The sequence below is a fragment of the Maribacter polysiphoniae genome, assembly GCF_003148665.1.
Lineage (GTDB): Bacteria > Bacteroidota > Bacteroidia > Flavobacteriales > Flavobacteriaceae > Maribacter_A > Maribacter_A polysiphoniae.
The window spans coordinates 1-23,253 of sequence record NZ_QGGQ01000019.1; the positions used below are offsets into that span (position 1 = coordinate 1).

Annotated in this window: 14 protein-coding genes; 1 reads left to right on the top strand and 13 read right to left on the bottom strand. The window is 36.5% G+C overall.

What is annotated here, in order from left to right; translation table 11 throughout:
• Window positions 1-634: 634 nt before the first annotated feature.
• From LX92_RS21765 to LX92_RS21825, 13 genes are all read right to left on the bottom strand, one after another.
• Window positions 635-2,980 carry a GH92 family glycosyl hydrolase gene (locus LX92_RS21765; protein ID WP_394340358.1) on the bottom strand — a complete coding sequence of 782 codons (2,346 nt, stop codon included), beginning with the start codon at window positions 2,978-2,980 and terminating at the stop codon, window positions 635-637.
• Between the two features lie 104 nt (window positions 2,981-3,084).
• A complete protein-coding gene (locus LX92_RS21770) occupies window positions 3,085-5,379 on the bottom strand; it encodes a GH92 family glycosyl hydrolase (protein ID WP_109655096.1) in 2,295 nt (764 codons plus the stop codon).
• 58 nt (window positions 5,380-5,437) lie between these two features.
• Window positions 5,438-6,415: a glycoside hydrolase family 43 protein gene (locus LX92_RS21775; protein ID WP_109655098.1), complete on the bottom strand. Its 978-nt coding sequence runs from the start codon at window positions 6,413-6,415 to the stop codon at window positions 5,438-5,440.
• A gap of 204 nt (window positions 6,416-6,619) precedes the next feature.
• Window positions 6,620-8,893, bottom strand: coding sequence for a GH92 family glycosyl hydrolase (locus LX92_RS21780; protein ID WP_223308459.1), 2,274 nt, complete (start codon window positions 8,891-8,893; stop codon window positions 6,620-6,622).
• 59 nt (window positions 8,894-8,952) lie between these two features.
• On the bottom strand, window positions 8,953-10,089 hold the full coding sequence (locus LX92_RS21785; protein ID WP_109655102.1) for an alkaline phosphatase: 1,137 nt from the start codon (window positions 10,087-10,089) through the stop codon (window positions 8,953-8,955).
• A 10-nt stretch (window positions 10,090-10,099) separates the two neighbouring features.
• Entirely contained in the window at window positions 10,100-12,193 is a 2,094-nt protein-coding gene (locus LX92_RS21790; RefSeq protein WP_109655104.1) for a glycoside hydrolase domain-containing protein, read from the bottom strand.
• A 4-nt stretch (window positions 12,194-12,197) separates the two neighbouring features.
• A complete protein-coding gene (locus LX92_RS21795; RefSeq protein WP_109655106.1) occupies window positions 12,198-14,399 on the bottom strand; it encodes a hypothetical protein in 2,202 nt (733 codons plus the stop codon).
• Window positions 14,341-14,727 carry a glutaminase domain-containing protein gene (locus LX92_RS21800; RefSeq protein WP_109655109.1) on the bottom strand — a complete coding sequence of 129 codons (387 nt, stop codon included), beginning with the start codon at window positions 14,725-14,727 and terminating at the stop codon, window positions 14,341-14,343. Before LX92_RS21800 ends, LX92_RS21795 begins: the two co-directional genes overlap by 59 nt.
• Window positions 14,728-14,736: 9 nt before the next feature.
• Entirely contained in the window at window positions 14,737-15,345 is a 609-nt protein-coding gene (locus tag LX92_RS21805) for a DUF4964 domain-containing protein (protein WP_109655111.1), read from the bottom strand.
• 386 nt (window positions 15,346-15,731) lie between these two features.
• A complete protein-coding gene (locus LX92_RS21810; protein ID WP_223308458.1) occupies window positions 15,732-16,448 on the bottom strand; it encodes a basic secretory family protein in 717 nt (238 codons plus the stop codon).
• Between the two features lie 344 nt (window positions 16,449-16,792).
• Complete coding sequence (locus tag LX92_RS21815; protein WP_109655113.1) at window positions 16,793-17,596, bottom strand: discoidin domain-containing protein; 804 nt, start codon at window positions 17,594-17,596, stop codon at window positions 16,793-16,795.
• A gap of 5 nt (window positions 17,597-17,601) precedes the next feature.
• On the bottom strand, window positions 17,602-19,227 hold the full coding sequence (locus tag LX92_RS21820) for a RagB/SusD family nutrient uptake outer membrane protein (protein WP_109655115.1): 1,626 nt from the start codon (window positions 19,225-19,227) through the stop codon (window positions 17,602-17,604).
• Between the two features lie 10 nt (window positions 19,228-19,237).
• Complete coding sequence (locus LX92_RS21825) at window positions 19,238-22,231, bottom strand: SusC/RagA family TonB-linked outer membrane protein (RefSeq protein WP_109655120.1); 2,994 nt, start codon at window positions 22,229-22,231, stop codon at window positions 19,238-19,240.
• Between the two features lie 690 nt (window positions 22,232-22,921).
• On the opposite strand from LX92_RS21825, the gene LX92_RS21830 reads away from it, so the two are divergent.
• On the top strand, window positions 22,922-23,253 hold a 332-nt coding region (locus LX92_RS21830; RefSeq protein ID WP_146197899.1), incomplete at its 3' end, for a glycoside hydrolase family 125 protein.

The following is a 23,253-nucleotide window of genomic DNA, read 5'->3' on the forward strand; positions in this document are numbered from 1 at the left end:
TCGGCCTGTTTGATCGCGAACACAATCTGAGATTCACTGAATTTTGAACGTTTCATAAGCAAATAATCTATTTAAAGTTAAACATTTATTCGCCCATAATCCTCTAGTTCCAAACTGTCCGGTTTAACGGGAGGAGGTCATATTGAAAAACAGTTCGTTTTCCATAAGGCTCATTTTTAAATTATTATAAAACAGTTTTATCCTGTTATACTTTATTTACCAAAAGGTAATTTCGATATTGGAAAATCGATAGCATCTTCTTTTACCAATATATCCAAGCTTAATGATAATAGGGAGAAACAAAAATCAACTCTTAGAACTTCACGTTTACAAGATAATTTGAATAAGAGTTCATCATCCCCTTTAAATAACAAAATGCCAATTTAAAAAGCTAAGAAACAGCCTATTATTGCAGAATTGGAACCTGAAGCCATTTTATTGAAGCGTATTTTTAACATTGATTAATTCCTATAAAATAAACTATCCGTAATTGAAATTTCTGGTTTAATTAATTTGCTTTATAAAGCTATTTTAAAATTTTCAAAAAGTCCTCTGGGGTCAAACCCAGAGGATTTGAGCACAAATAAAATTCAATATAAAAAAACACCTTAATCTAGGTAGAAGTTTATGTTGTTCATTCACTTTCATATAATGTAGGATTGGGTTCCGAAGACATATAGAAAGTTAAATTACCACCAGACATAATGGATTTATGCGAAATAAATGGTGTTCTTAATGTCTTACCATTTAATTCCACTTTCTCAACATAAACATTTTCTGCAGATTGATTTTTTGCGATTATTTCAAAAGAAGCCCCATTCTTTAGATTGATTACGGCATTTTTTATGGAAGGACTACCTAAGGCGTAGTTTATTGAACCAGGTGCTACAGGATAAAACCCTAAAGTGCTGAATATATACCAAGCACTCATTTGTCCAAAATCATCATTTCCACTCAACCCTTCAGCACCGGTTCTATATTTAGAATCCAGAATCATTCTGATTTTATCTTGTGATTTCCAAGGTGAATCCGTCCAATTGTATAAGTAAGCTACATGATGTGATGGTTCATTACCATGTACATAATTTCCAATAATACCTTCACGGGTTATATCCTCGGTGTTCTCAAAATATTTATCAGGTAAATCCATGGTAAATAAGGAATCCAAGTGTGTTATAAAACGTTCCCCCCCACCCATCATTGTAATCATATTTTCAGGATCATGGGGAACATATAAACTATAATTCCATGAATTTCCTTCGATGAACCCTTGTCCATGCGTATTTAATGCATCAAAGTCTTGTTTAAAACTACCATCACTTAATTTGGGGCGCATAAAACCGGATTTCAAATCAAAAACATTTTTATAATTTTTTGAACGTTCCATGAATTCAATATAAATGTCTTCCTTCCCTAATTTTTTTGCGGCTTGGGCAATTGCCCAATCATCATAGGCATATTCTAAGGTCTTGGATACGGATGAACTACTTTTATCTTCAGGAACATAACCCATATCCATGTAATACCCTAGTCCATCATAGTATCTGGTTTTCGCAGTTTGCACACATGCCTCCAGTGCTTTTTCAGCATCAAAATCGGTATTTCCCTTCACAATAGCATCGGCTATCACTGATACACTATGATAACCGATCATACACCAATTTTCATTGGCATAATGGGACCAAATAGGAAGCATGCCATGCACGCTCTGATCTTGGTGGGCAATCATAGAAGAAATCATATCAGAATTTCTTTTTGGCTGTATTATATTGAATAAGGGATGTAAAGCACGATAAGTATCCCAAAGGGAAAAGCTCGTATAATTCGTAAAATTATCCGCATTATGGGTATTCATGTCAAGGCCGGTGTAATTATGGTCAGTATCCATATAAACAGTAGGACCTAAAAATGCATGGTACATGGCCGTATAAAAATTTATTTTTTCTTCCTTATCCTCTGATTTAAGTTCTATTTTATTTAATTCCTTATTCCACGACGATTTAGCATCATCCTTAACTTTTTCAAAATCCCAATCTGGTATTTCTTTTTTCATATTCGCAAGTGCGCCATTAGAACTCACGGGGGACAATGCAATTTTCAGTTGTAGTTTCTCTTGCTTCCCCATATCAAAATCAAAATACATTTTTATTTTTTCACCTGCGACCTCAGGAAAATTTTCAGCCTGATTGAACCGCCCCCAAAAACCGTTGTATGGAGGCCTGTCATAACGAGCCCTTCCATAATTGGTGATAGGTTTACTGAATGCCATAGCAAAATAAACCCTCCTTGTCCGTGCCCATCCATTTGTTTGACGATATCCAGTTACTAAAGTATCGTTTTCGACCCTTACAAAGGTCCAAACATTTTTATCGTCATAGTTATAAATTCCCGACATCAAATCCATTATAACATGGGCCTTTTCATTATTTTCAAATGTGTATTGATGCATGCCGACCCTTGTAGAAGCAGTCATTTCTGCTTTGATTTCATAGTCTTCCAGTAGAACACTATAATATCCAGGGGAAGCATGTTCGTTCTTATGTGAAAAACGTGACCTATACCCGCTATCCGGATTTGTGGCCGTACCTGGATTCAATTTTAAGGCTCCCGTTGTTGGCATAATTAAAAAATCGCCAAGGTCGGAATGTCCGGTTCCACTAAAATGAGTATGGCTAAAACCGACTATGGTACTATCTTCATATTGATATCCCGCACAATATTTGTAAACATCTGGATTATATCGACCATTTACAGCAAAGGGGACAGTATCCGTATCTGGGCTTAATTGAACACTGCCAAAGGGAACGGTTGCTCCGGGGTAGGTGTGTCCCATTTTTGCCGTACCGATCATTGGGTCTACGAATTTTGTATAATCTACCAATGCTTCGTTGGACTGAATATTTTTATTCAAGCTGCTGTTATTACAGCTAACCATCAATATAAACGCCAAGGTCATGGCTATTAAAAACGCATATTTCATCATACTTTGTACTATTTTGGCAATTAAAAAGTCCTGGGTCCATAGATTTGCGAGAAAAAGAACCCAAGACTATTAAACTAAACTAACAACTAACTCTAAACAATTTATTCGTTTGAAAGGGAGTAGGGAAAATCTTCCTTGTTGATCCCTCTATTTTTATTTGGTTCATCAATCATGTCAAAATCTATTTCAGCACCTTTCATCAATTCCTTATGACTCAACCAATTTTTGGAATAGGATTTCCCATTAAATGTCATCGTATTTATATATCGGTTTATACGGTTGTTTTTTGGTGCATTGATTATTATTTTTTTTCCATTCTCAAGATGTATGGTCGTTTTTTTGAATAAGGGAGTACCAATAACATACTGATCGGTAGCTGGTGCTACGGGATAAAAGCCCATGGCGGAGAATACATACCATGCTGACGTTTGTCCGTTATCTTCATCCCCGCAATAACCATCGGCATTGGGATTGTACATCCTGTCCATGGTTTCCCTAACCCAATATTGTGATTTCCATGGTACTCCGGCGTAATTGTACAAGTAAGGCATGTGTTGAATGGGTTGGTTACCATGGGCGTATTGTCCCATATTCGCGATTTGCATTTCCCTGATTTCATGGATCACACCTCCATAATATTTATCTCCGAATACCGGTGGTAAGGAAAAAACGGTATCCAATTGGGAAACAAATTCCTCCTCCCCCCCCATAAGATCAATTAGACCCTGTACATCATGGAAAACAGACCAAGAGTAATGCAAACTGTTCCCTTCAGTGAAGTCTCCTCCCCAATCGAACGGACTAAAAGGAGTCCTGAAATCACCCTTACTGTCCTTACCCCGCATTAGCTTATATTCGGAATCATATAGGTTCTTGTAGTTTAAACTTCGCTTTTTGTAAAGTTCAATTTCTTTTTTAGGTTTCTTCAAAGCTTTGGCCAGTTGGTATATGGCAAAATCATCATAAGCATATTCTAGGGTTCTTGCAGCTGTTTCATTCAACCCGATATCAAAAGGAACGTAACCCAATTTAATATAAGAAGGGGCCCCCGCACGACCTACAGCTGTCATTGGACCTTCGTTGTTTGCCCCATGTATTAAAGCATCGTATAGGTTTTCGATATCATATTTGTATAAATTGCCATTCTTAAGATATGCATCGGACACAACAGAGGCAGAATTATTACCCACCATGATATTACGTAAACCGGGACTTGCCCATTCCGGCAACCATCCACTTTCATCATAAGCATTGGATAGGCCTTCCTGCATTTGGGCACTTAACTCGGGATACATGAGGTTTAAAAAGGGGAAAAGTGATCTGAATGTATCCCAGAATCCCGTGTCAGTGAACATATAACCCTTTCTGACTTCACCGTTATATGGGCTGTAATGAACAATGCCACCCTCTTTATTGAACTCGAAAAATTTTCTTGGAAAAAGTAAGGAACGATATAAGCATGAATAGAATGTCCCTATCTGATTCGCTGTAGCCCCTTCAATTTCAATTCTACTTAATTCTTTGTTCCATATTGCTTTTCCTTTTTCCTTTAATTGATTAAAATCGGAATCCCCTATTTCCTCTAAATTTATTTCTGCTTGCTCGAAACTTATAAAAGAAGAAGCTACCTTGGCATTCACAATTTGACCCTTTTTAGTGGTAAAGCCTATGGCCGCTCCAGCATGTTTAGATGTTGATTCCAGAGTGTTCGTCAATTCAGCCTCACTGAATGTATTTGATATTTCAAAATCCGTATCAAATATGATTACAAAATAGTTTTTGAAATTATCAGGAACACCACCACTATTCCTGGTAGTATAACCGATTATTTTTCTTTCCTGAGGGATTATCTTTACATATGACCCCCTATCAAATGCATCTACGATGATATAGGATTCATCATTTTCAGGAAATGTAAAACGGAATCTGGCCGCTCTCTCTGTAGGGGTGATTTCAGTGGTGATATCATGATCGGCCAAATAAACACTGTAATAATATGGTGTTGCGATTTCGGCCTTATGTGAAAACCAACTTTCCCGTTCCTCTTGCTTAAATCGTAATTTTCCAGTAATGGGCATGATTGAAAATTGGCCATAATCGTTCATCCATGGGGATGGTTGGTGGGTTTGTTTAAAACCTTTGATCTTATTTGCATTATAAGTGTAAGCCCATCCATGACCCATATTACCGGTTTGAGGCGTCCAAAAATTCATGCCCCATGGCATGGCTATTACCGGGTAGGTATTCCCATTAGAAAGACCTGGATTGGAATCGGTCCCCATTAATGGGTTTACCCAATCGACAGGATTATCGATTTGCTCAATTTGATAGTTTTGGGATTGTGCAAATTGCACACCTATAATAAAGGCTATTAAAGATATAAATGTTTTCTTCATATGGTTTGCTAATAATAATTATACTTTTTTTTGGTCGAATTGATTTTATATAATTCCATCATAATTTATTTGAACGTACACCTTCATGGGTTATGATGACCGGAAGGATATGTCCGTTTTTGTCAAAATGCATTTCATCAATACAGGTTACTCTTGAATTACGATTGGATTCTGTTAAAGGTCTTCTATGGTAAACGATATAGTATTTGTCTTTTTTTGGTGCTGCTATTACAGAATGGTGCCCTGCTCCGGTGGCTATTTCATCGTTCTGTTCCAATATTTTTCCAATACGCTTGAACGGACCTAAAGGGGAATCCGCGATGGCGTATGCAACACTATAATCGGGTCCTGTCCATCCACCTTCTGACCACATTAAGTAATATTTGGATTTATGGAGAAACATGAAAGGCCCTTCGACGTATCCTTCAGGTGTGATCTCCTTAAATTTTTCACCCGTATTGAAAGGAATAAATCCAGTGAAACTATCATTGAGTTGGGCAATATTACAATGTTTCCAACCTCCATATATTAGATAATATCGATTATCGACATCCTTAAAGACAAACTGGTCAATGGGTTGTGCCCCATTGTAAAATTTATCTATTAATGGTTTTCCGAGGTAATCAACAAATGGACCCTCTGGTTTTGTTGAAACGGCAACACCTATTCCACCTTCTTCGTTTTCATTTTGAATGTCATTTGCTCCAAAAAAAAGAAAATAATTCTCACTTTTTTTGATGATGGAAGGTGCCCATAGTGCTTTTTTCGCCCATTTGATTGCCGCTGTATCCAATACTCTTTCATGTTTTTTCCAATGGGTGAGGTCATAAGAAGAAAATGCATCAAAAAACACTTGTTTTTCATAAGGTGCGGAAAAAGTCGGGTATACCCAAAATTGATTTTCAAATACGATTCCTTCTGGGTCGGCATACCATCCTGGGAATATTGGATTTCCAGATGATGATTGCGTTCTTTTTGAGGTATAGCAAGAGTTCAATTGGCTAAAAATCAATAACAAAACAAGCGTTTTCTTCATGCCCAAAATAACTGGAATAAATATAATAATAATTTTTAGTAAAACGTTTTAGTTCATTGTTAAAAAAAGAGTGTTCCCCCTACTATTTGGCATAAAGATCGTCTGAAAACACTGTCATTATTTCCTCGGTTGGTACTCTTCACCTTTTTCATTCCCGGTGTTGCAACAAGAACAAATATTTATGGTTTCGGGATTCTATATAATTTATTTCTGAAAAGAAAAGGATGGTGGCACATTGGAAATTGAGCTGCCCCAATTTTTATTCGCTATTTTCCCCATAATTAGTTCTAAAGTCCCACCTTTAATAATATCTTCATGGGTGAACCACGGTTTGTTCCAAGTTTTGCCATTTAATTTTGCTGATTGGATATATTTATTTTCCTCCGAACTGTTTTTTGCCAGTATGGTAAATTTCTTTTCATTTCCGAGAAGAATCTCAGATTTTTCAAAAACAGGACTTCCTATATTGTAGATAGGCAATCCTGGGGTCACAGGATAAAACCCGAGTTGGGAGAATACAACAAATGAGGACATTCCGCCTCCATCTTCATCACCCGGAACCCCCATTAAATCATTTCTAAACCATTCTTTAAGGAGTTTACGGATTCGTTTTTGTGTTTTCCATGGTTCGCCGGCATAATTATATAAGTACGGAATATGTAAGGATGGTTCATTGGCCATTGAAAATTGACCAACGTTACCGGTTTGGTCCGGAAGTTGGGTATAAAATTCACGTTTTCCTCGACCCATTGGAGTAGAGAAAAGATCATTGAGATTATTTATGAATTTTTGATTCCCTCCCATTAGTTCAATCAAATCTGCAATATTATGCTGTACATCCCAACGATAGGTCCATCCATTATTTTCGCCATATGCCTCTCTAGCCCCAAGACCACCCGAAAAACGATAATCAAAAGGTTCAATAAAAAGACCTGCTTTATCCTTAGGATGAAAAAAATGGGTTTCAGGGTTAAATAGATTTCGATAATTAAATGATTTCTGACTATAATATTGGTGTTCTTCCTTTAACCCTAATTCAGAAGCAATTTGAGATAAACACCACTCATCATATGAAGTGCCTAAGGTAACAGCAACGGGCTGGCGTTTTTCAAATGATGATACTTCAGGGATAGTTTCTTTTTCCCCGTCCCTTAAACTAGGGATATATCCTTTTTCCCTGTAAAATATATCCAATTCACCTGCTGGTCGGCCAGACCATGGAGCCAAGGTTTTTTGGGTAAGTGCGTTTTTGGAAGCCAAAAACGCATCGCTTAAATCGAACTTTTTCAACCCTTTCCTATAAGCATCTATAAAAGAAGCTACAGCATGGTTGGAATTCATTCTACGACTATCCCCTGTTATTTCTGGAAAGGTGGGCATCCAGTAATTATCCATTTGTTCAGCCATGAGCAGAAAAGAATGTAGAATATCCTCTTCTTTATCCGGATCTGATAAAATACGTAGCGGGTGGTGTGCACGGTACGAATCCCAAATCCAATCATCTGTGTAGAAATCCCGCCCCTTATCATCATGGATCTTACCGTCAAAGGCACTGAAATATCGGCCTTCTTCTGAAATACAAACCGGCCTCTCATAGCAGCGATACAATGAGGTGTAAAAAACTGATTTATCATCATAACTACCTCCCTCAATATTGAATTTACCAAGGGCTTTATCCCAAATGGCTTTACCTTCTTTTTGCAACTCTGCAACCGTTTTTGTTATAACCTCACGGTTCATATTGCGTTTTGCTTGTTTTTCGTCAATAAAGGAAATACCATAATTTATATGAATAGTTCTTTTGCCTTTTTTATATTTTAAAATTAAACTGGCATTTCTGCCTTTTATATCAGTTCCCTCCCTTGTCCCGTTTTCTTTTAGAATTGAAATCGAATGCGGTTGTTGTTTGGGCTCTAAATAAAGGAAGACCCTAGTGTTTTTGGTCAATTGTTGGTAGCCGGATACGGCCTTTCCGTCCCAATGTAATTCCCCGTTTCTTGAATTTATGACCAAGTAGGAATATTGATCCTTTTCAAATGCTATTTCATACTGGGCAGCTTGGTGGGAAATCCCGTAGTTTACCGAAATCTGTTGCTCATCCAAATAAACGGAATAAGAATAAGGGGTTAACTTCTCTAAATCATAGCTGTAATCAATAACCGGTTTAATTTCATTCTCGGAACCTTGAAATGGACTTAAATTAAAGGCAGAGCTACCTCTGTGGCTCGTTATGATCACGGGCAATCCATGTAGAAGATCTCCTGTGTAATCCCCTCGTTCAGGGTACACCCGAAGCATGCTGTTGGGTAAATGTATGGTCGGAAAGGTGGGGACCAATATATGGCTTATATTTCCCATATAGGGGTTTACATAATCTACTGGATACCCATCTGTCTGGGACAAGGTTATATGTATATTGGCAATTGTTATTATACCAATAGTTAACATTGTTTTAAATAAACCTCTACCTCTTCCCATTTTATTTATTATTTAATTTTGCTTTAAACCCTTTATTCAGTTTGACAGAATAAAGGATTTTACTTTGCTTTCCCCCAATTGGTAACCTTCATTATTTTATGGAAAATTTCATTGTTTTCATAAACACCTTTGAATTCTTCGGACCCTGGGCCATAAGCAAATACTGGTATCAATGTGGCTGAATGCCCTCCAGTGGAAAAAGTGGGACCAATTTCACTGTAATCACTATACTCACTTCCATCCTCTCTTTTTTTCTTTTTAGCGGCTAAGGTAAAGCCCCCGGTTTCATGATCAGAAGTCACAACTACCAATGTATGACCATCTTTTTCGGCAAAATCCAATACTTTACCAATAACATTATCAAAATCAATTAGTTCCGATATTAACCATGACGCATTATTTGCGTGTCCACCCCAGTCTATTTGAGACCCCTCACTCATCAAGAAAAAGCCTGAATCATCTTTGCTTAAGAATTGAATTCCCAATTCTGTTGCTTTTGATAAGAAATCCCCTCTACCTTCTTCCATTTTGGGCATACCTTCATTTGATAAAAGAAAACCTATTTTATTACTTGATTCAATTGTGGCGAACTCGGTTAATGCATTGGTGTAGACATCAAATTGATTGTTTTTTAAGTTTATAAGTAGATTTTGTCCATCCTTACGATCATTGAAGAATTTTAACCCCCCTCCAGCAAAAAAATCCACATTTGATCGTGTTAGTTGAGATGCGATTTCTTCTTGGGAATCCCTACTAAAAGTATGGGCATAAAAGCACGCAGGTGTAGCATGGGTTATGGCTAAAGTGGCAATGACCCCTGTTTTAATATTTTTGGATGCGACCAACTCTACAATATTCCCTAGGTTCGTTGAATCGGCAGCAACACCTACTGCCCCATTGTAGGTTTTCTCCCCACACGCAAAGGCCGTAGCCCCAGCCGCAGAATCTGTAACGTCTTCCCTTGAAGAAGAGGTATTAATAAGTCCTATATTTTTAAATCGAGTGTAATTTGGTGTAGATTCCTTATAATAAAAGGCAGAAGATATCTGGGACAGCCCAGTACCATCACTGATTAGCAGAATTACGTTTTTTGGTGTGTTATTAGGGTTTGAAACGGTTTTGGATGTTACAATTGTGGATTTGCATGAAAAAAGGCTAAATACAATAAATGGAATAATGATTCTTTTTAAGCGCATGATTTTAAATTTAATAATTTGTTATAAACATATTTTCCGTTCCCCATGAGGTATTAGGGGTTTTGGAAGTTTCAATAATTAATTTACCACCATTTAGAATGTCTTCATGTCGTAACCAATTTTGATTTAATGCTTTTCCGTTTAAGGTGGCTGACTTAATATAAAAATGATCTTTATCGTAGTTTTTCACCTCAATTTCAAATTTCACCCCATTAGGGTAATCTATACTGACTTTTTCAAATATCGGGGCGGTCAGATAGTATATTGGGGTTCCGATATTTGCTGGTGAAATACCGATACTCCGCATTACGAACCAAGATGACATCGTACCGGCATCATCATCCATTGTTCTAAGGTATGCCCTAGGTTCGTTTTTATATATTCGTCCTATATAAGGGGCTATTCCTTTACTATTATCATTGAAATAGTTTTGGATAACAGTATCCAATAATATATTTCGAAATAATTTTTGTGTTTTCCACGGTTGCTTAGTTGCATTATATAAACCGGGAACCTGAAGGTCAGGTTGATTGGCATGGTTATAATTACCTTCTTCGAAAAATTGATCCAGGTCCTTTATAAATTGATCTTCACTACCAATTAATTCTATTAAACCTGAAATATCATAGGGAACGAACCAGCGGTACTGCCAAATTGTCCCTTGATATAAACCCCTTGCCTGCATTCGGTCAACATCATCTTTAGTGAGATCGGCAAAGTCTTTTTCCCAGTATTCTTTATAGTCTAATGATTTCTCCCAATAGGTTCTAGCTAATTCATCATCATTTAAGGTTTCCATTATTTTGGAGGCAGCAAAAAGGTCATAGGAAGATTCCAAGGCCTTATCCGGTGAACCAAAATTCAATCTATTTACTTCAGCGATGATTGAATCCTTAATCGGAAGGAAATCCAAAGGATATTTCTTTTCGTAAGCATCCAATAATACGACAAGAGCATGCTCTGTACGCACTGTTGGCGAGGGCTCATGTTTTGTCGCCCAATCCTTCTTCCCGTACTTATAAAGATTTGCAATGGATTTTGAAATGTCCTTAAACTTATTAGGATATAGTAATGATAACATAGGCAGTTGCTCCCTGTAGTTATCCCAAATTGCCCAACCATTGTATACTTCGAAATCAGCGTTTTGAATAGAACCATCTATTGCGGCATAGGTGCCGTCATCTTCACTTATTTTATATGGGGATTGCAAACCTCGGTATAATAGGGAATAAAAAAGATTCTCCCTATCTTCTTCACCTTGTACTTTTACATGGGATAACAATGAATTCCATTCTTGGTTTGAAGCTTTTTGGACAGTTTCTAGGTTTGTTGAAACTAGTTTGCTTTTGGCATACTCAGCATTTACTGAAGAAAATCCGATCTCCACTATTGTATTGACCGTGTTTTGGGGTAATGATACATAATACTGATGGTCATTCAATATTTCTAATTCTGAAAAATCAGAAAGTCGCATCGCATAATATATCCTATATACCCCTCTATGACAAGTCGAGTAGGTGTCTATCCACCCGGAAATTATATTTTTTTCAATGGTATGTTCTTCAGAAATGAATCTGTTGGAAAGTGCAAAAGAAAGATCGATAAACAATCCTTTTTCGTTAGCCTCTATGGGAAAAGTATATTTTTCCAATCCAACATTATGGTTTACACTCATCGCCGCACTTATCCCATTTTTAAAAGAAACTTGGTAATAACCAGGGCTGGCATGTTGTTTTGATTTTAATAAATGTGTTTGAAAATCATTATTTACAATAGGTTTGATTAGGATATTGCCACCACTCCCGGTACAGCCAACTCCTTCTAGATGGGTATGGGTAAACCCTTCAAATCTTTTAGCATAATAATCATAACCTGTATGATTATGTGCATATGTTTGTGGTCCTATACTCAACATATTGAACGGAGATGATGCAGAAGGGGACATTTGGCCATGGTCACCTGATGTTCCTAAAAATACATTGACTTTACTAGTCAGTGTATTTTCCGTATTTGTAAAATTACAGCTCCATAAGGACAGGGCACAACATAAAAGAAAAATACCATGGGATAGTACAACGGGTTTTGAAAAAGATAGGGATTTCATATTATTACCAGTTTAATTCTATTTGAATACCTTCATTATTATTTTCGAATTCTAGCCGGAGCGTTTTGGAAGATAGGTCCCAGGTCTTTTTAAAATTTGGGATAATACGTCCATTAGCATCCGATATCTTTATTTCCTTTGCTTTTTGGGGTAAAAGAATACGCATTACATTAGTTGTGTTCTTAGGGCTTTTTGCGATAAAGGCATAAGAACTGTCTGTTCTTGTCTCATTGTAAATACGAGATGCAGTGGCCAATACTTGGGGTTTTGTCTTGTCTTCTACCGCATTTATATCATATAAAAAAGCTTGGCTACCAGGTGGGATTATTTTTTTCGTTAAAATCGGTAATCCAGAATCAAACAGATCTATCACAGGTCCTTCAACTTCATAGTTTTTTGTATCAGTACTTTCATTCATTACAGAGATTATTTTATATGCACCTCGCTGTAGATAAAAATTGTTCTTAAACTTTAGGTTCATTGTCGAATCTACATTTTTAAAGGCACTCTTGATGGTTTCTATATACTCTTTATCCCCATTTTCAACCATTACAAACTCCTTGGGGTTTATATTCCGTAGATACACCTTTCCTTTACCCACGGTAAATTCACCTTCTTTGTCTATTGGTGAAATATCCATTAATTGATATAAATGCTCGGAAGGGGACTTGAAATTATTCCCCTCAGTATTCCACCATTCTTGAATGGATTGGTAAGGGTCATTATCCCTGCCTACATAAATTAGAACACCTCCCTCAGAAACCCAATTAGTTAATTCTTTATGGATTTTAGCACTACTGGGTTTCATGTTCGAGTAGCTCATTACCAACACTTGTATATCTTTTAAAGTAGCTTCATATGCTAAATTTTCCATATGTACTGTTTGTACAGGGATACCTCGTTTTACCAAGGGTAATGTTTGACCATAGAAGTTGGAGAACTGTGGGTCATTAAAACCATTATGCGTTGGAAAACGTTGAAACATTAAAGAGTTACCCATCAAAACCCCTATCCCATTGCAGCCACTTACTTTATTATTTGATATGGGCATATCATTCAATGCATTGATCATTATCTGCATTTGGGTACTATATGACCTTGGGATGAGAATGTGTTTATCTGTATTCGCTATTTGATAAGGTCTGGTATAAATGCGTTCTGGCCATGGCATTACTTCGTAATCAGCAACACTTGGGTAGAGTAATTGAGCAATAAAGGTAGCCTCATAATTTTTTTTATAATCTTCCCAAGTTTTATTGCGGTCTTCAATTGGATCGGTTAAGAAAAACAGTTTGCTTTTGGTAGGGGCTGTCATAGAAACCATGGAGCCATATTCCAAAAAAGCGTTTTCAAAAGTTCGTTCTTTTTTAGTTCCATTATAATAAGTAGGCTCACGGGAAGTACCTGTCCATACCTGTGCGATATAACCATCTATCCCGGATAATGAGGCCAAACTAGCCTCTGGACTAACAATTTGCCATGAAGAATAATTTACTAAAGAATGTGTAGGAATGTACACTTTTACATCTAAACCTTTTGACTTGCCATAGGATTTGGCATAAGATGACACCTCTTTTAAGGTGTTGTAATATAGACTATATTTTAATTTGTTTGATAGATACGTGTTTTCAGGGGACTCATGTTGTGGTCTCCAATCAAATCCATAATAGTTTTTCCATTCTTTTTTAAAGACGCTACTATAGCCTGCCCGAGACCAAAATTCAGGTTCTTCAAAATAGATAGAACTAATTCCTGCATCAATAACCCTTTCAATTACAGTTTTTTTTATATAAGCTATAAAATCTGGCGTAGGTACAATATAAGGGACATTGTGTCCATGCCAGATGGTATCCCCGTTTCTTTCCACTTGACCTTCTCCCAAATGATTTTTTCCATCCCATCCACCCAAAAAATAATCTTGATATGAACCCCAGGCAATTCCGGTCATAAAATGGGTCTTATAACCTTGTTCACGCCATGATTCGACCCGTTCTTCAAATGTTATTTGTTTTTCCCCATCAGATGGATTTCCGTGAACTCCATATACAATGGCCACATCAGAACGTACATCTATTTCAGGCATCCATAGGCTACTCGTTTGAAATACGGTTTTTTCATTTCTAAAATCGGATCCAATATGCGGTTTATCATCCGTACAACTTAGGCCTAGTAATAGTAATATTAGTATAGCAGAATGGTTTTTCATTTGTTTTTTTGGTTACTTGGATTTTTATTTCTTTCAAAAGTTTGATAAAATACCCTCCAACTACAGAACGTTCTTTGAAATTTATACGTTTAGCATTGGTTGTTTCATGAAGATCACTAATTGGAACTCTGGCTGTTGTTTCATCTGCATATTTCCAAATAGGGTCAATGAGAGCAATGAAGTCGTTTTCATTTTCGGTCAAGGTTGCTGTCCAAACGACCCAATCCGACTTTGTAAAAGTTTTTCTTCTGTCCAGGGGCAGACCGCATATGTTTTGTTTGGGTAATATTTGATTTCCTTTCTCATAATCGATCGTGAAAAATATTATTGTTTGATTTTAATTGCCTGATAATACTCCTATCAAATAGGATGTATTTAAAACTATGTCGCCAACTTTCCCTACCACAGATTTTATGACCATGAAGATGGCCCAAGCCTTATCGTCATGGCGTAGTTTCAAATATAGATTCTTGAGATTAGAAACATTTAAATCAAAAGTTCGGCTATACCACAAATCAGTACTCTTCCAAATGGTATTTGCCCCATTGATATTGTCACTGAATGGGGTTCGTCCTTTTTTCCAAATTATGCTAGTGAATTTTAGTTTTTCCCAACCAGGATTTGGTTCTTGTTCAGTATAATCCACTTCATAACCGGTTTCATCTGAAGTAGGTAAAATAGTTTTATATGTTTTAGGTGCTACACATAAAAAACGATAATAGGAATCGTCTACTTTTGAAATACCAAATAATGAACGTTCATGATTCGTCCAGTTTTGGGTAGGGAAGTTGTTAAGTTTAGATGCCATTGACCAGATACTAAAGTTTGGACTATGGGTGATTAGTGGATTAGCAGGGGCTCTAAGTTTGTCTTGGGCCGTAATACGGGTAATCCCTAATAGAACAAAAGCGATACAAAAAAAGGGGAAATATCTATTAACGACCATGTTAAGAACATTATTTTGGCACAACAAATGGAATTGACTAAAGTATTTCGAAGTATCCCATATGTTAAAATTAGTAAAAGGTTTTAGTATATAGTAAAAAGACCTGGATATTTTTTAAAATACCAGGCTATTACCTTAATAGAAACAAATTGTCATTATATAACCGTCATTCATAGATACTGCCGGTTTTCTGTGGCTGGATTATGGTGAGGAACATCATTACCTGATATGATTGAAAAGGGGCAACTATTCTTGTTACCGTTACGTTTAGTTTGACGTAACAATTCGAGTTCCAATCACTTTTGAACAAGGGTTTATATACGAGTACTCCAGACAACCACCAGCTGTATTTTTGTAGGATTGTTTTCAATAATTGGTTTTCTTAATTATTCCAGAATAGGATTTTGACTATACTTGTCCCATAATTGATTTATACCATAGCCTGTATATTCTTTCCAAATTTCTGGAGAATAAGTATTTGATCTTAACCTTTTATCAAGTTTGTAAACAATTTTTTCGTCATAATTTTGGCCTATCCAAACCAAGAATCTAGCAGTAATTCTATAACTATTGCTATAGTTTTGGGTACTGGAAAATTCCGGCAGTGACCATCCAGCCTTACTGTTATTAATGCCATATTTAAATCGGACAAAATCAGCGATGCCTTCTGTCAGCCAACCTGGTCCTGAACCATTAGGATAGGCTTGGACAATATGCATGATTTCATGGGTCATCAAATCTAGGTCACTTGGTTTTTTATGTAACCATTTCGAGCTAACAGTAACTCTCCCATTATGTGCATAAGCAACTCCTTCATAAACCGTGTCAATTTTAACGGTAATATCCATTCGAGCGTTTTCATTAAAGTCATTCACCAATTTTGGATATACATTATAAATGATATTCTTAAACCCTTCAATGATAGCAGGTTCTAAATTTGCATCTTCATTTATTATGGTCACTTTTGGGGTTTTTACAGTTGAATTTGATTTCCCGGGATTACAGGCCATAGCGATTATGCTAATAAAAATCAAGGAACTAAAGAATAGATACTTACTTTTTTTTAGTAGAATTTGTAGGTATTTTAGATATGGTTTTTTCATTTTTATTTTATTTTTAAAGTTATCGACTCGCTGATAAGTCAATATTCCATATGATAATAATATGTAATTCGTCCTGCAGAATTGTTGTTAAGGATTTCGAGTCTAAACTTATTTCCATAGGCCGCGTCATCTAAATAAACATTTTCACCTAAGTTGAAACCTGTATTGGCCAGCGAATGTTTCAATTGCAATTTTCCTTCTTCTAACATTCGAGTAATCAACACTTTCAAAATTCAACCCAACTCTGTGCTCTTATTTTAACAAGAGAATACTATTGGTACAATCTAAATTTTCATAAAAACTTTACAGGACGAATACAACATTATCATTTTATTAATACATAACTAATTGGGTAATGAAAACAGTCGCCATTCTTGCATTTGGAATAGACTTCCTCCATTATTATTTATAATATCGAATCTATAATACTTATATGCGGTATTATTATCAAAATAGAACTCACGTGTAAGTATCCTATCGGGAAAACTATAATCTGATCTACTATCTAAAGTCTCCCAAGAAACTCCGTCTTGAGATCCTTGTATTTCCCAATCACGAGGATCTCGGTCTGGGGCATCATTTCCAGATGTCAGTGAATAATAGCCAGCTACTACAGGTTGCTCAAATTCTAGATTGACCCAAAATGGGGAGGTATAGCCCGATAGAAATTTGGTATTAAAATCACCATCGATCAATTTTAATGACCCTTCAGCTCCATCAGGACCTCCACTATTTTCTTTGTTCACGGTAATCATACTTTGATCGGTAATATCAACAGGGGCCCCGGATATTACTTTTAAAGGAGCCGAAGCCGTTATTGAGTCATCATTGGCTGCGGTAATGCGTACTGTAGTTTGTCCGGAACCCGTAGCAGTAAGGGAAACGGATTTATCTTCGTTTATTACCACATCAGCAACACTTGCATCATCTACTGTCCAGACATAATCCCTATTAGGTGCTATATTCGGTTCAAAAGTGGCTGTAATATTCTTTGTGTCACCTGATATTAGGAGAATAATATCATAGTTGTCAAGATTAACGCCGGTTTCCTGTAACTCAGGAAAATCACGTCTCCCTTCGCATGAAAGTATAGAAATTGTAAGAGCTAAAAAAGCTAGGTTCCTTATTTTAAATAAATATGTCTTCATAATTTTTAGTTGTTATATCCAGGATTCTGAACTAGGTTAGGATTGGCCTGTAATTGATTAAAAGGAATTGGGTAAATATTTAAATGAGAATCACTACTAGGTTGGTGGTCCCACCAGGATCCTGTAGTGAACACCCCAAAACGAATTAAGTCTGTACGCCGTTTTCCTTCAAAAATAAATTCACGTCCTCGTTCTGCGAGAAGTTCTTCAAGGGTTAAAGATGAGGTATTATACTTTTCAGTCATCCAATCCTCAGGTGAAAAATAGCGGGATTTACTATCATTGATTAAAGTAACAGCTTCTGCATTGGCTACACCGTTGTTTAATCGCATAATAGCTTCGGCCTTATTAAAGTACATTTCTGTTAGCCTATAGACTACATAATCGCCCTCAAGATAATTCGGGTCATCTTGTGTACCCGATCTGTATTTAAAAAATCGGGCACCGCTATTTTCCTCTCCATCTGTCATGGAACCTTCACCGGTCTGCCCTTCTGTATTCCTTCTTATATTATTTACATATATAAAAGGTTGTCCGTTGTATTCTTCAGACCCTAAAATAGGTTGGTCGGTACCATATTTATATTGTGGGCCAAAAAGAAACCATTCTTGTTTTCTAATATCGTTTTCTTTATAGGCGTCAAATGCAGAAGGAACGACGACGAAAGCATTATTACCTGAAAAATTCACATCTAAAGCCGCGGTCATATTTGAAAAGCCCATATAAAAGGAACCCCAATGATAGCCGAAACCGTTTACCCTACTAAATGGGAACTGAAAGATGTTTTCGGGAGAATCTTCATTAGTATTATTAAATGGGCCTAAAGGATCTTGATCTAAAGCAATAGTACCAGTGAGTGACCCACCTTCACCATTCATCACTTTATCACTATAGGTAATACAATCTTCCCAGCGGGGAACTCCCGACCAAACCTCTGCATTTAAATAGAGTTCAGAAAGTATAGCGTAGCCAACGGCTCTTGACATTCTACCTAATAACTGTGGGGAGAGTACTTGCAGCTTTTCTACATTCTCCAAAAGTTCTTGCTCTATAAAAGCAAATACTTCTTCACGACTAACAGTTTCAGGATTAGTTGGGATACCTACTTTGGTAACAATAGGAACATTACCCCACATATCCATTATCTTCATATAATGGTATGCACGCAAGACTTTAGATTCTGCGATTATTGATTCTAATTCTATTTGCGTTACATTAATGGATTCAGGATCTACTTCTTCAATACTTTCAATAGCGGAATTTATATACCCAAGTCCTGTGAACATTAATTTCCAAGCATTATTCAACCTCCCCTCTTGGTCTGTCCAAGTATGGTAATGTTGTCTGATGTGGTCCGCATTGTCATAACCATGTCTTCCTTTTTGCGGCCATGCGGTCTGATCTGCGGAGAGCTCATTATGGTAATAATAACCATTTTGACCCGACCATGATAACCAAGCCTGCATATGGGTAAAAGGTCTTAAGGTGGCTTGTATAAGTTCTAACTCATTGTTGTAAAAGTTAGATTCCGAAAGTTCAGAATAAGTTGTTTCTTCTAAATCTGTACAACTAAAAGTGAGTATAAGTGCAAGAACGGCACTAAGTCTTTTCATTATTTTTGTCTTTTTCATCTTCTTTGAATTAAAAGTTTACATTAATACCTGCAGTTACGGTAATAGTCCGTGGATAGAAATTACGATCATCTATTCCAGGATAAAGACCTGTATCCTGTACTTCTGGATCTCTTCCGCTATATCCTGTGAATGTCGCTAGGTTTCTCGCACTTCCATAGATTCTTAGACTGGAAAAAGGACTTTTCTCAGATACATTGAAATTATAACCTAATGTAATATTGTCTAATTTTATAAAATCCCCTTTTTCTAAATAGTAATCTGAATATTGTGAAGCCTCGGATATTTGGCTATATTGGCCTAGGGCGGACGTCAGGACATTTCCCGGTAACAGCTCTGGGTTTCCGTAGAATAAATCTACCGTATTTAAAATATCATATTTGAACTTTCCTCTAAAAAACACAGTAAGATCAAAGTTCTTGTAATTGAAGGTATTTGTAAACGACGCATAATATTTGGGTAGACCATTACCGATTATAGTTTTGTCTTCTTCCTCCATATCGCTTACGCCGCCTATAGACCCATCCGCTTTATGGAATAACCACTTGCCATCTACTGTAAACCCTGCGAATCTTTTACCGTAAAAATTTCCAATGGGGCCACCTTCTTGGTTTCTTATAGCATCTCCTAGGTTACCAGGATTCCCTATATTTCCTCCGTATAGTTCACTTATTGAAAAAACCTGGTTGGATAAGGATGATAATTCATTGTTTTGGTAACTACCGGCAAAATTTATCGACCAATTAAAATCTCCCCTATTTAATACATTGTAGTCAACTGCCAATTCAATACCGTTATTTTCGATAGTACCTACATTTGTATAAATACTTGATTGTACATAAGGAGGTTGCGCTACACCATAACTCAATAGAAGATCCTCTGTTTTTCTCGAGTAAACATCCAAGGACCCGTTTATTTTATTATTCAGTAAACCAAAATCCAAACCGAAGTTAAATTCTTTTTTTGTCTCCCATTTAAGGTCTGGGTTTGGGTTTTTAACAGGACCATAGGTTTGGTAATATGTCGCTTGGTCTGAACCATCTTCAAATATCGGATACTTACCTCCGGTACCTAAAGTAACCAGAGACTGGTAGTTAGGAATACCTTGGTTACCAGTTACTCCATAGCCTACCCTAAGTTTTAAGTTATTTACAAAATCAAGGTTGTTCATGAAGTTTTCGTCAGAAATAAGCCATCCACCGGATATCGCGGGGAAACTCGCCCATTTATTATTGGACCCAAACCTAGAAGAACCTTCATGTCGGATCGATGCTTGGATAAAGTAACGTTCTTTATAATTATAACTGAGCCTTGTAAAATATGCGATCAGTGTATTGTCTTCTTTAAAACTATATAGACTTGGTCTAGGTAAATCGGTATCTGTTATTGCATTACCAGCTCCGAAGTTCCAATCTTCAAAACTATCAGTGGTAAAACCACTATTGCTCATGGAGTAATCTTCTGATGTTGAATACTGGTAACTATAACCACCTAAAACATCGAAAGTATTATCTCCGTAGCTAGTCGAATAGTTTATAGTAGGTTCAATAGTTTGGGTATAGTCCAAATGATTACTTTTATACGCATATCCCGTACCATTATATTCGCTCCCTGAATTGTATTGGTCATAATCCTCTGATGACCTATAGTATCTGTCGTTCCAAGAATTTCTTTGGTAAGAGACAAAAACGGAACCAATAAAATCTTGAAAAAATTCATATCCCAATTTAGCGTCTCCCGAAAAAGTAATCTGCTTTCTTTGGTTAAATCTATTTTCATATTGGGAAAAAGGGTTATATCCATTTTCTGGTTCATAATAACCGTACATTCCTGGGTTCACCAACTGTCCTTCTGTTTCTTGATTATAAGGGGCATATATAGGTGCGGTTGGATTCCAATCTGTAACAACACCAAATTGGTCTCCTCCGAGTAGATTGGCATCATTGATGTTTACTGCCACACTCGATGAAAAATCAAGTTTGTTATTTAATCCAGATTGGTTAAAGCTTGCTCTGACACCGAATTCCTCACGTCCATTTTCCAATGCGATACCTTGGGAATCTTTATAATATAATGATGCCCTATAGGCACTTGACTCTGTTCCTCCTGATGCGACGAAGTTATGATATTGGGTTAAATTGGATTCGTTTACCAATTTATCGAATATGTCCGTAGACCCACCTAAATCATTGTTTTCCCCTATTAGACCATTGGCGATAGCTGAACGGAATTGATCGGCTGTTAAAAAATCGGGCTTAGTACTCACGTATTCCTTTGATAGGAATGTAGAATAGTTAAAGGTGCTTTTTCCTTTTTGACCTTTTTTAGTGGTTATTAAAATTACGCCATTAGTCCCTCGGGTACCATAAATAGCGGCAGCGGCACCATCCTTTAAGACATCAAAGGATTCAATGTCATTTTGTTGGATTAAATCAAGATTGCCACCAGGTATACCGTCCACAACGATTAATGGTGAATTAGAACCAGTGATAGAGGTAACACCCCTTAATTGGATTGATGCTCCAGAGTTCGGATTGTTACCACCGGCTCTTGTGATTTGCAATCCAGCAACCTTACCTTGAATTAAATCTAAAGGAGAGGAAACGACCCCTTCATTAAAATCCTGGGAAGAAACTTTGGTTACAGCTGTGGAAACGGCTTTTCTTGATTGAGTTCCATAACCTATCAGAACAACTTCATCAAGATTCTGGGCATCTTCTTCTAGTTCAACAACGAATGTTGTTTTAGACCCAACAGGAATTTCGGCCGTCTTCAGACCTAAATAAGAAACTACTAAAATAGAATTTCGGGATGCAACTTTAATCTCAAAATTCCCGTCAAAATCGGTAACTACACCGTTTGTTGTGTTTTTCTCCATCACGCTAGCCCCTGGAAGCGGATAGCCACCAGAATCTTTGACAATTCCACTTATGTTGATTGGATCAACTTGCTGATATTCTGCAAACACATGATTTTGGTAAAATACAGTAAGGATTAAAACCATAAGAGTTTTAGTTACTTTCTGTTTGCCATGTTTAATTAAGAAACGGACAAAATGATTCATATTCATTGGTTTAAAGGGTTGTTTTATAATTATTCTATGTTAAAATATTTTGCAACGTCATTAACTTATTTTGCAAATGACTTAACAGATAAAACGATTTAGCAATTTTGATGTAATTTGGCATAAATCAAGATATATAGTATCCAAAAGTTAATGCTTTGTTAATTTGGGATAAACTTAGTAAAACGTTTTAGTAATTACAAATAGTTTTTTCATTTTTGTGTAAAAAAAATTTATCATAAAATGTGGTGCCAAGAATATATGAAATATGGCACCTATAATTCCATAGATCTATTTTTAGGTAAAGAGCATCATATATAGATTTAATACCAAGTATTAGTTGGAAGAATAATAGATGTTCTGGAAGTAACTGATAACAATCCAAACAGTGATAACTAATTTCATATAATGAAATACCAATGGGACATATTGATATTGGAGAGTAACAACATAAAGTGTCAATGGACGAGTACTGAAAGAGCCCATTCGATCATTAATCAAAAATTAAGGTCATTCTGTATAGGATTGCCATAAATCCATCTTTTTCTAAAAGAAGGAATTCGCTTTTAGAAAACATATTAAATGAATTGAATATTTCACAAAAACATTATAGAATAAACTTACTTAAATATGCAAAGAAGAAAATTTATAAGGAATACTGCCCTAGCGGGTGGTTTTACGATGATTGACCCCTTAAATATGGTTGCAGCGGATACCAAAACCTTAAAATCCTTCCCGCAGGTACGGGTAGCAAAGAACAAGCGACACTTTAGCAGTCAAAGTATTGAAAGTGCCATTTCGGAATTTCAAAAAAATGTAAAGGACAAGGAATTGGGATGGTTGTTCAACAACTGTTTTCCCAATACTTTGGACACCACGGTGACTTTTTCCAAGAATAATGGAAAACCGGACACCTATGTGATTACGGGGGATATTGATGCCATGTGGCTTAGGGATAGTTC

Coding starts and splice junctions, on each gene's coding strand:
- LX92_RS21765 (WP_394340358.1), bottom strand. CDS start 2,980: ATGAAATATGCGTTTTTAATAGCCATGACCTTGGCGTTTATATTGATG.
- LX92_RS21770 (WP_109655096.1), bottom strand. CDS start 5,379: ATGAAGAAAACATTTATATCTTTAATAGCCTTTATTATAGGTGTGCAA.
- LX92_RS21775 (WP_109655098.1), bottom strand. CDS start 6,415: ATGAAGAAAACGCTTGTTTTGTTATTGATTTTTAGCCAATTGAACTCT.
- LX92_RS21780 (WP_223308459.1), bottom strand. CDS start 8,893: ATGGGAAGAGGTAGAGGTTTATTTAAAACAATGTTAACTATTGGTATA.
- LX92_RS21785 (WP_109655102.1), bottom strand. CDS start 10,089: ATGCGCTTAAAAAGAATCATTATTCCATTTATTGTATTTAGCCTTTTT.
- LX92_RS21790 (WP_109655104.1), bottom strand. CDS start 12,193: ATGAAATCCCTATCTTTTTCAAAACCCGTTGTACTATCCCATGGTATT.
- LX92_RS21795 (WP_109655106.1), bottom strand. CDS start 14,399: ATGAAAAACCATTCTGCTATACTAATATTACTATTACTAGGCCTAAGT.
- LX92_RS21805 (WP_109655111.1), bottom strand. CDS start 15,345: ATGGTCGTTAATAGATATTTCCCCTTTTTTTGTATCGCTTTTGTTCTA.
- LX92_RS21810 (WP_223308458.1), bottom strand. CDS start 16,448: ATGAAAAAACCATATCTAAAATACCTACAAATTCTACTAAAAAAAAGT.
- LX92_RS21815 (WP_109655113.1), bottom strand. CDS start 17,596: ATGAAGACATATTTATTTAAAATAAGGAACCTAGCTTTTTTAGCTCTT.
- LX92_RS21820 (WP_109655115.1), bottom strand. CDS start 19,227: ATGAAAAAGACAAAAATAATGAAAAGACTTAGTGCCGTTCTTGCACTT.
- LX92_RS21825 (WP_109655120.1), bottom strand. CDS start 22,231: ATGGTTTTAATCCTTACTGTATTTTACCAAAATCATGTGTTTGCAGAA.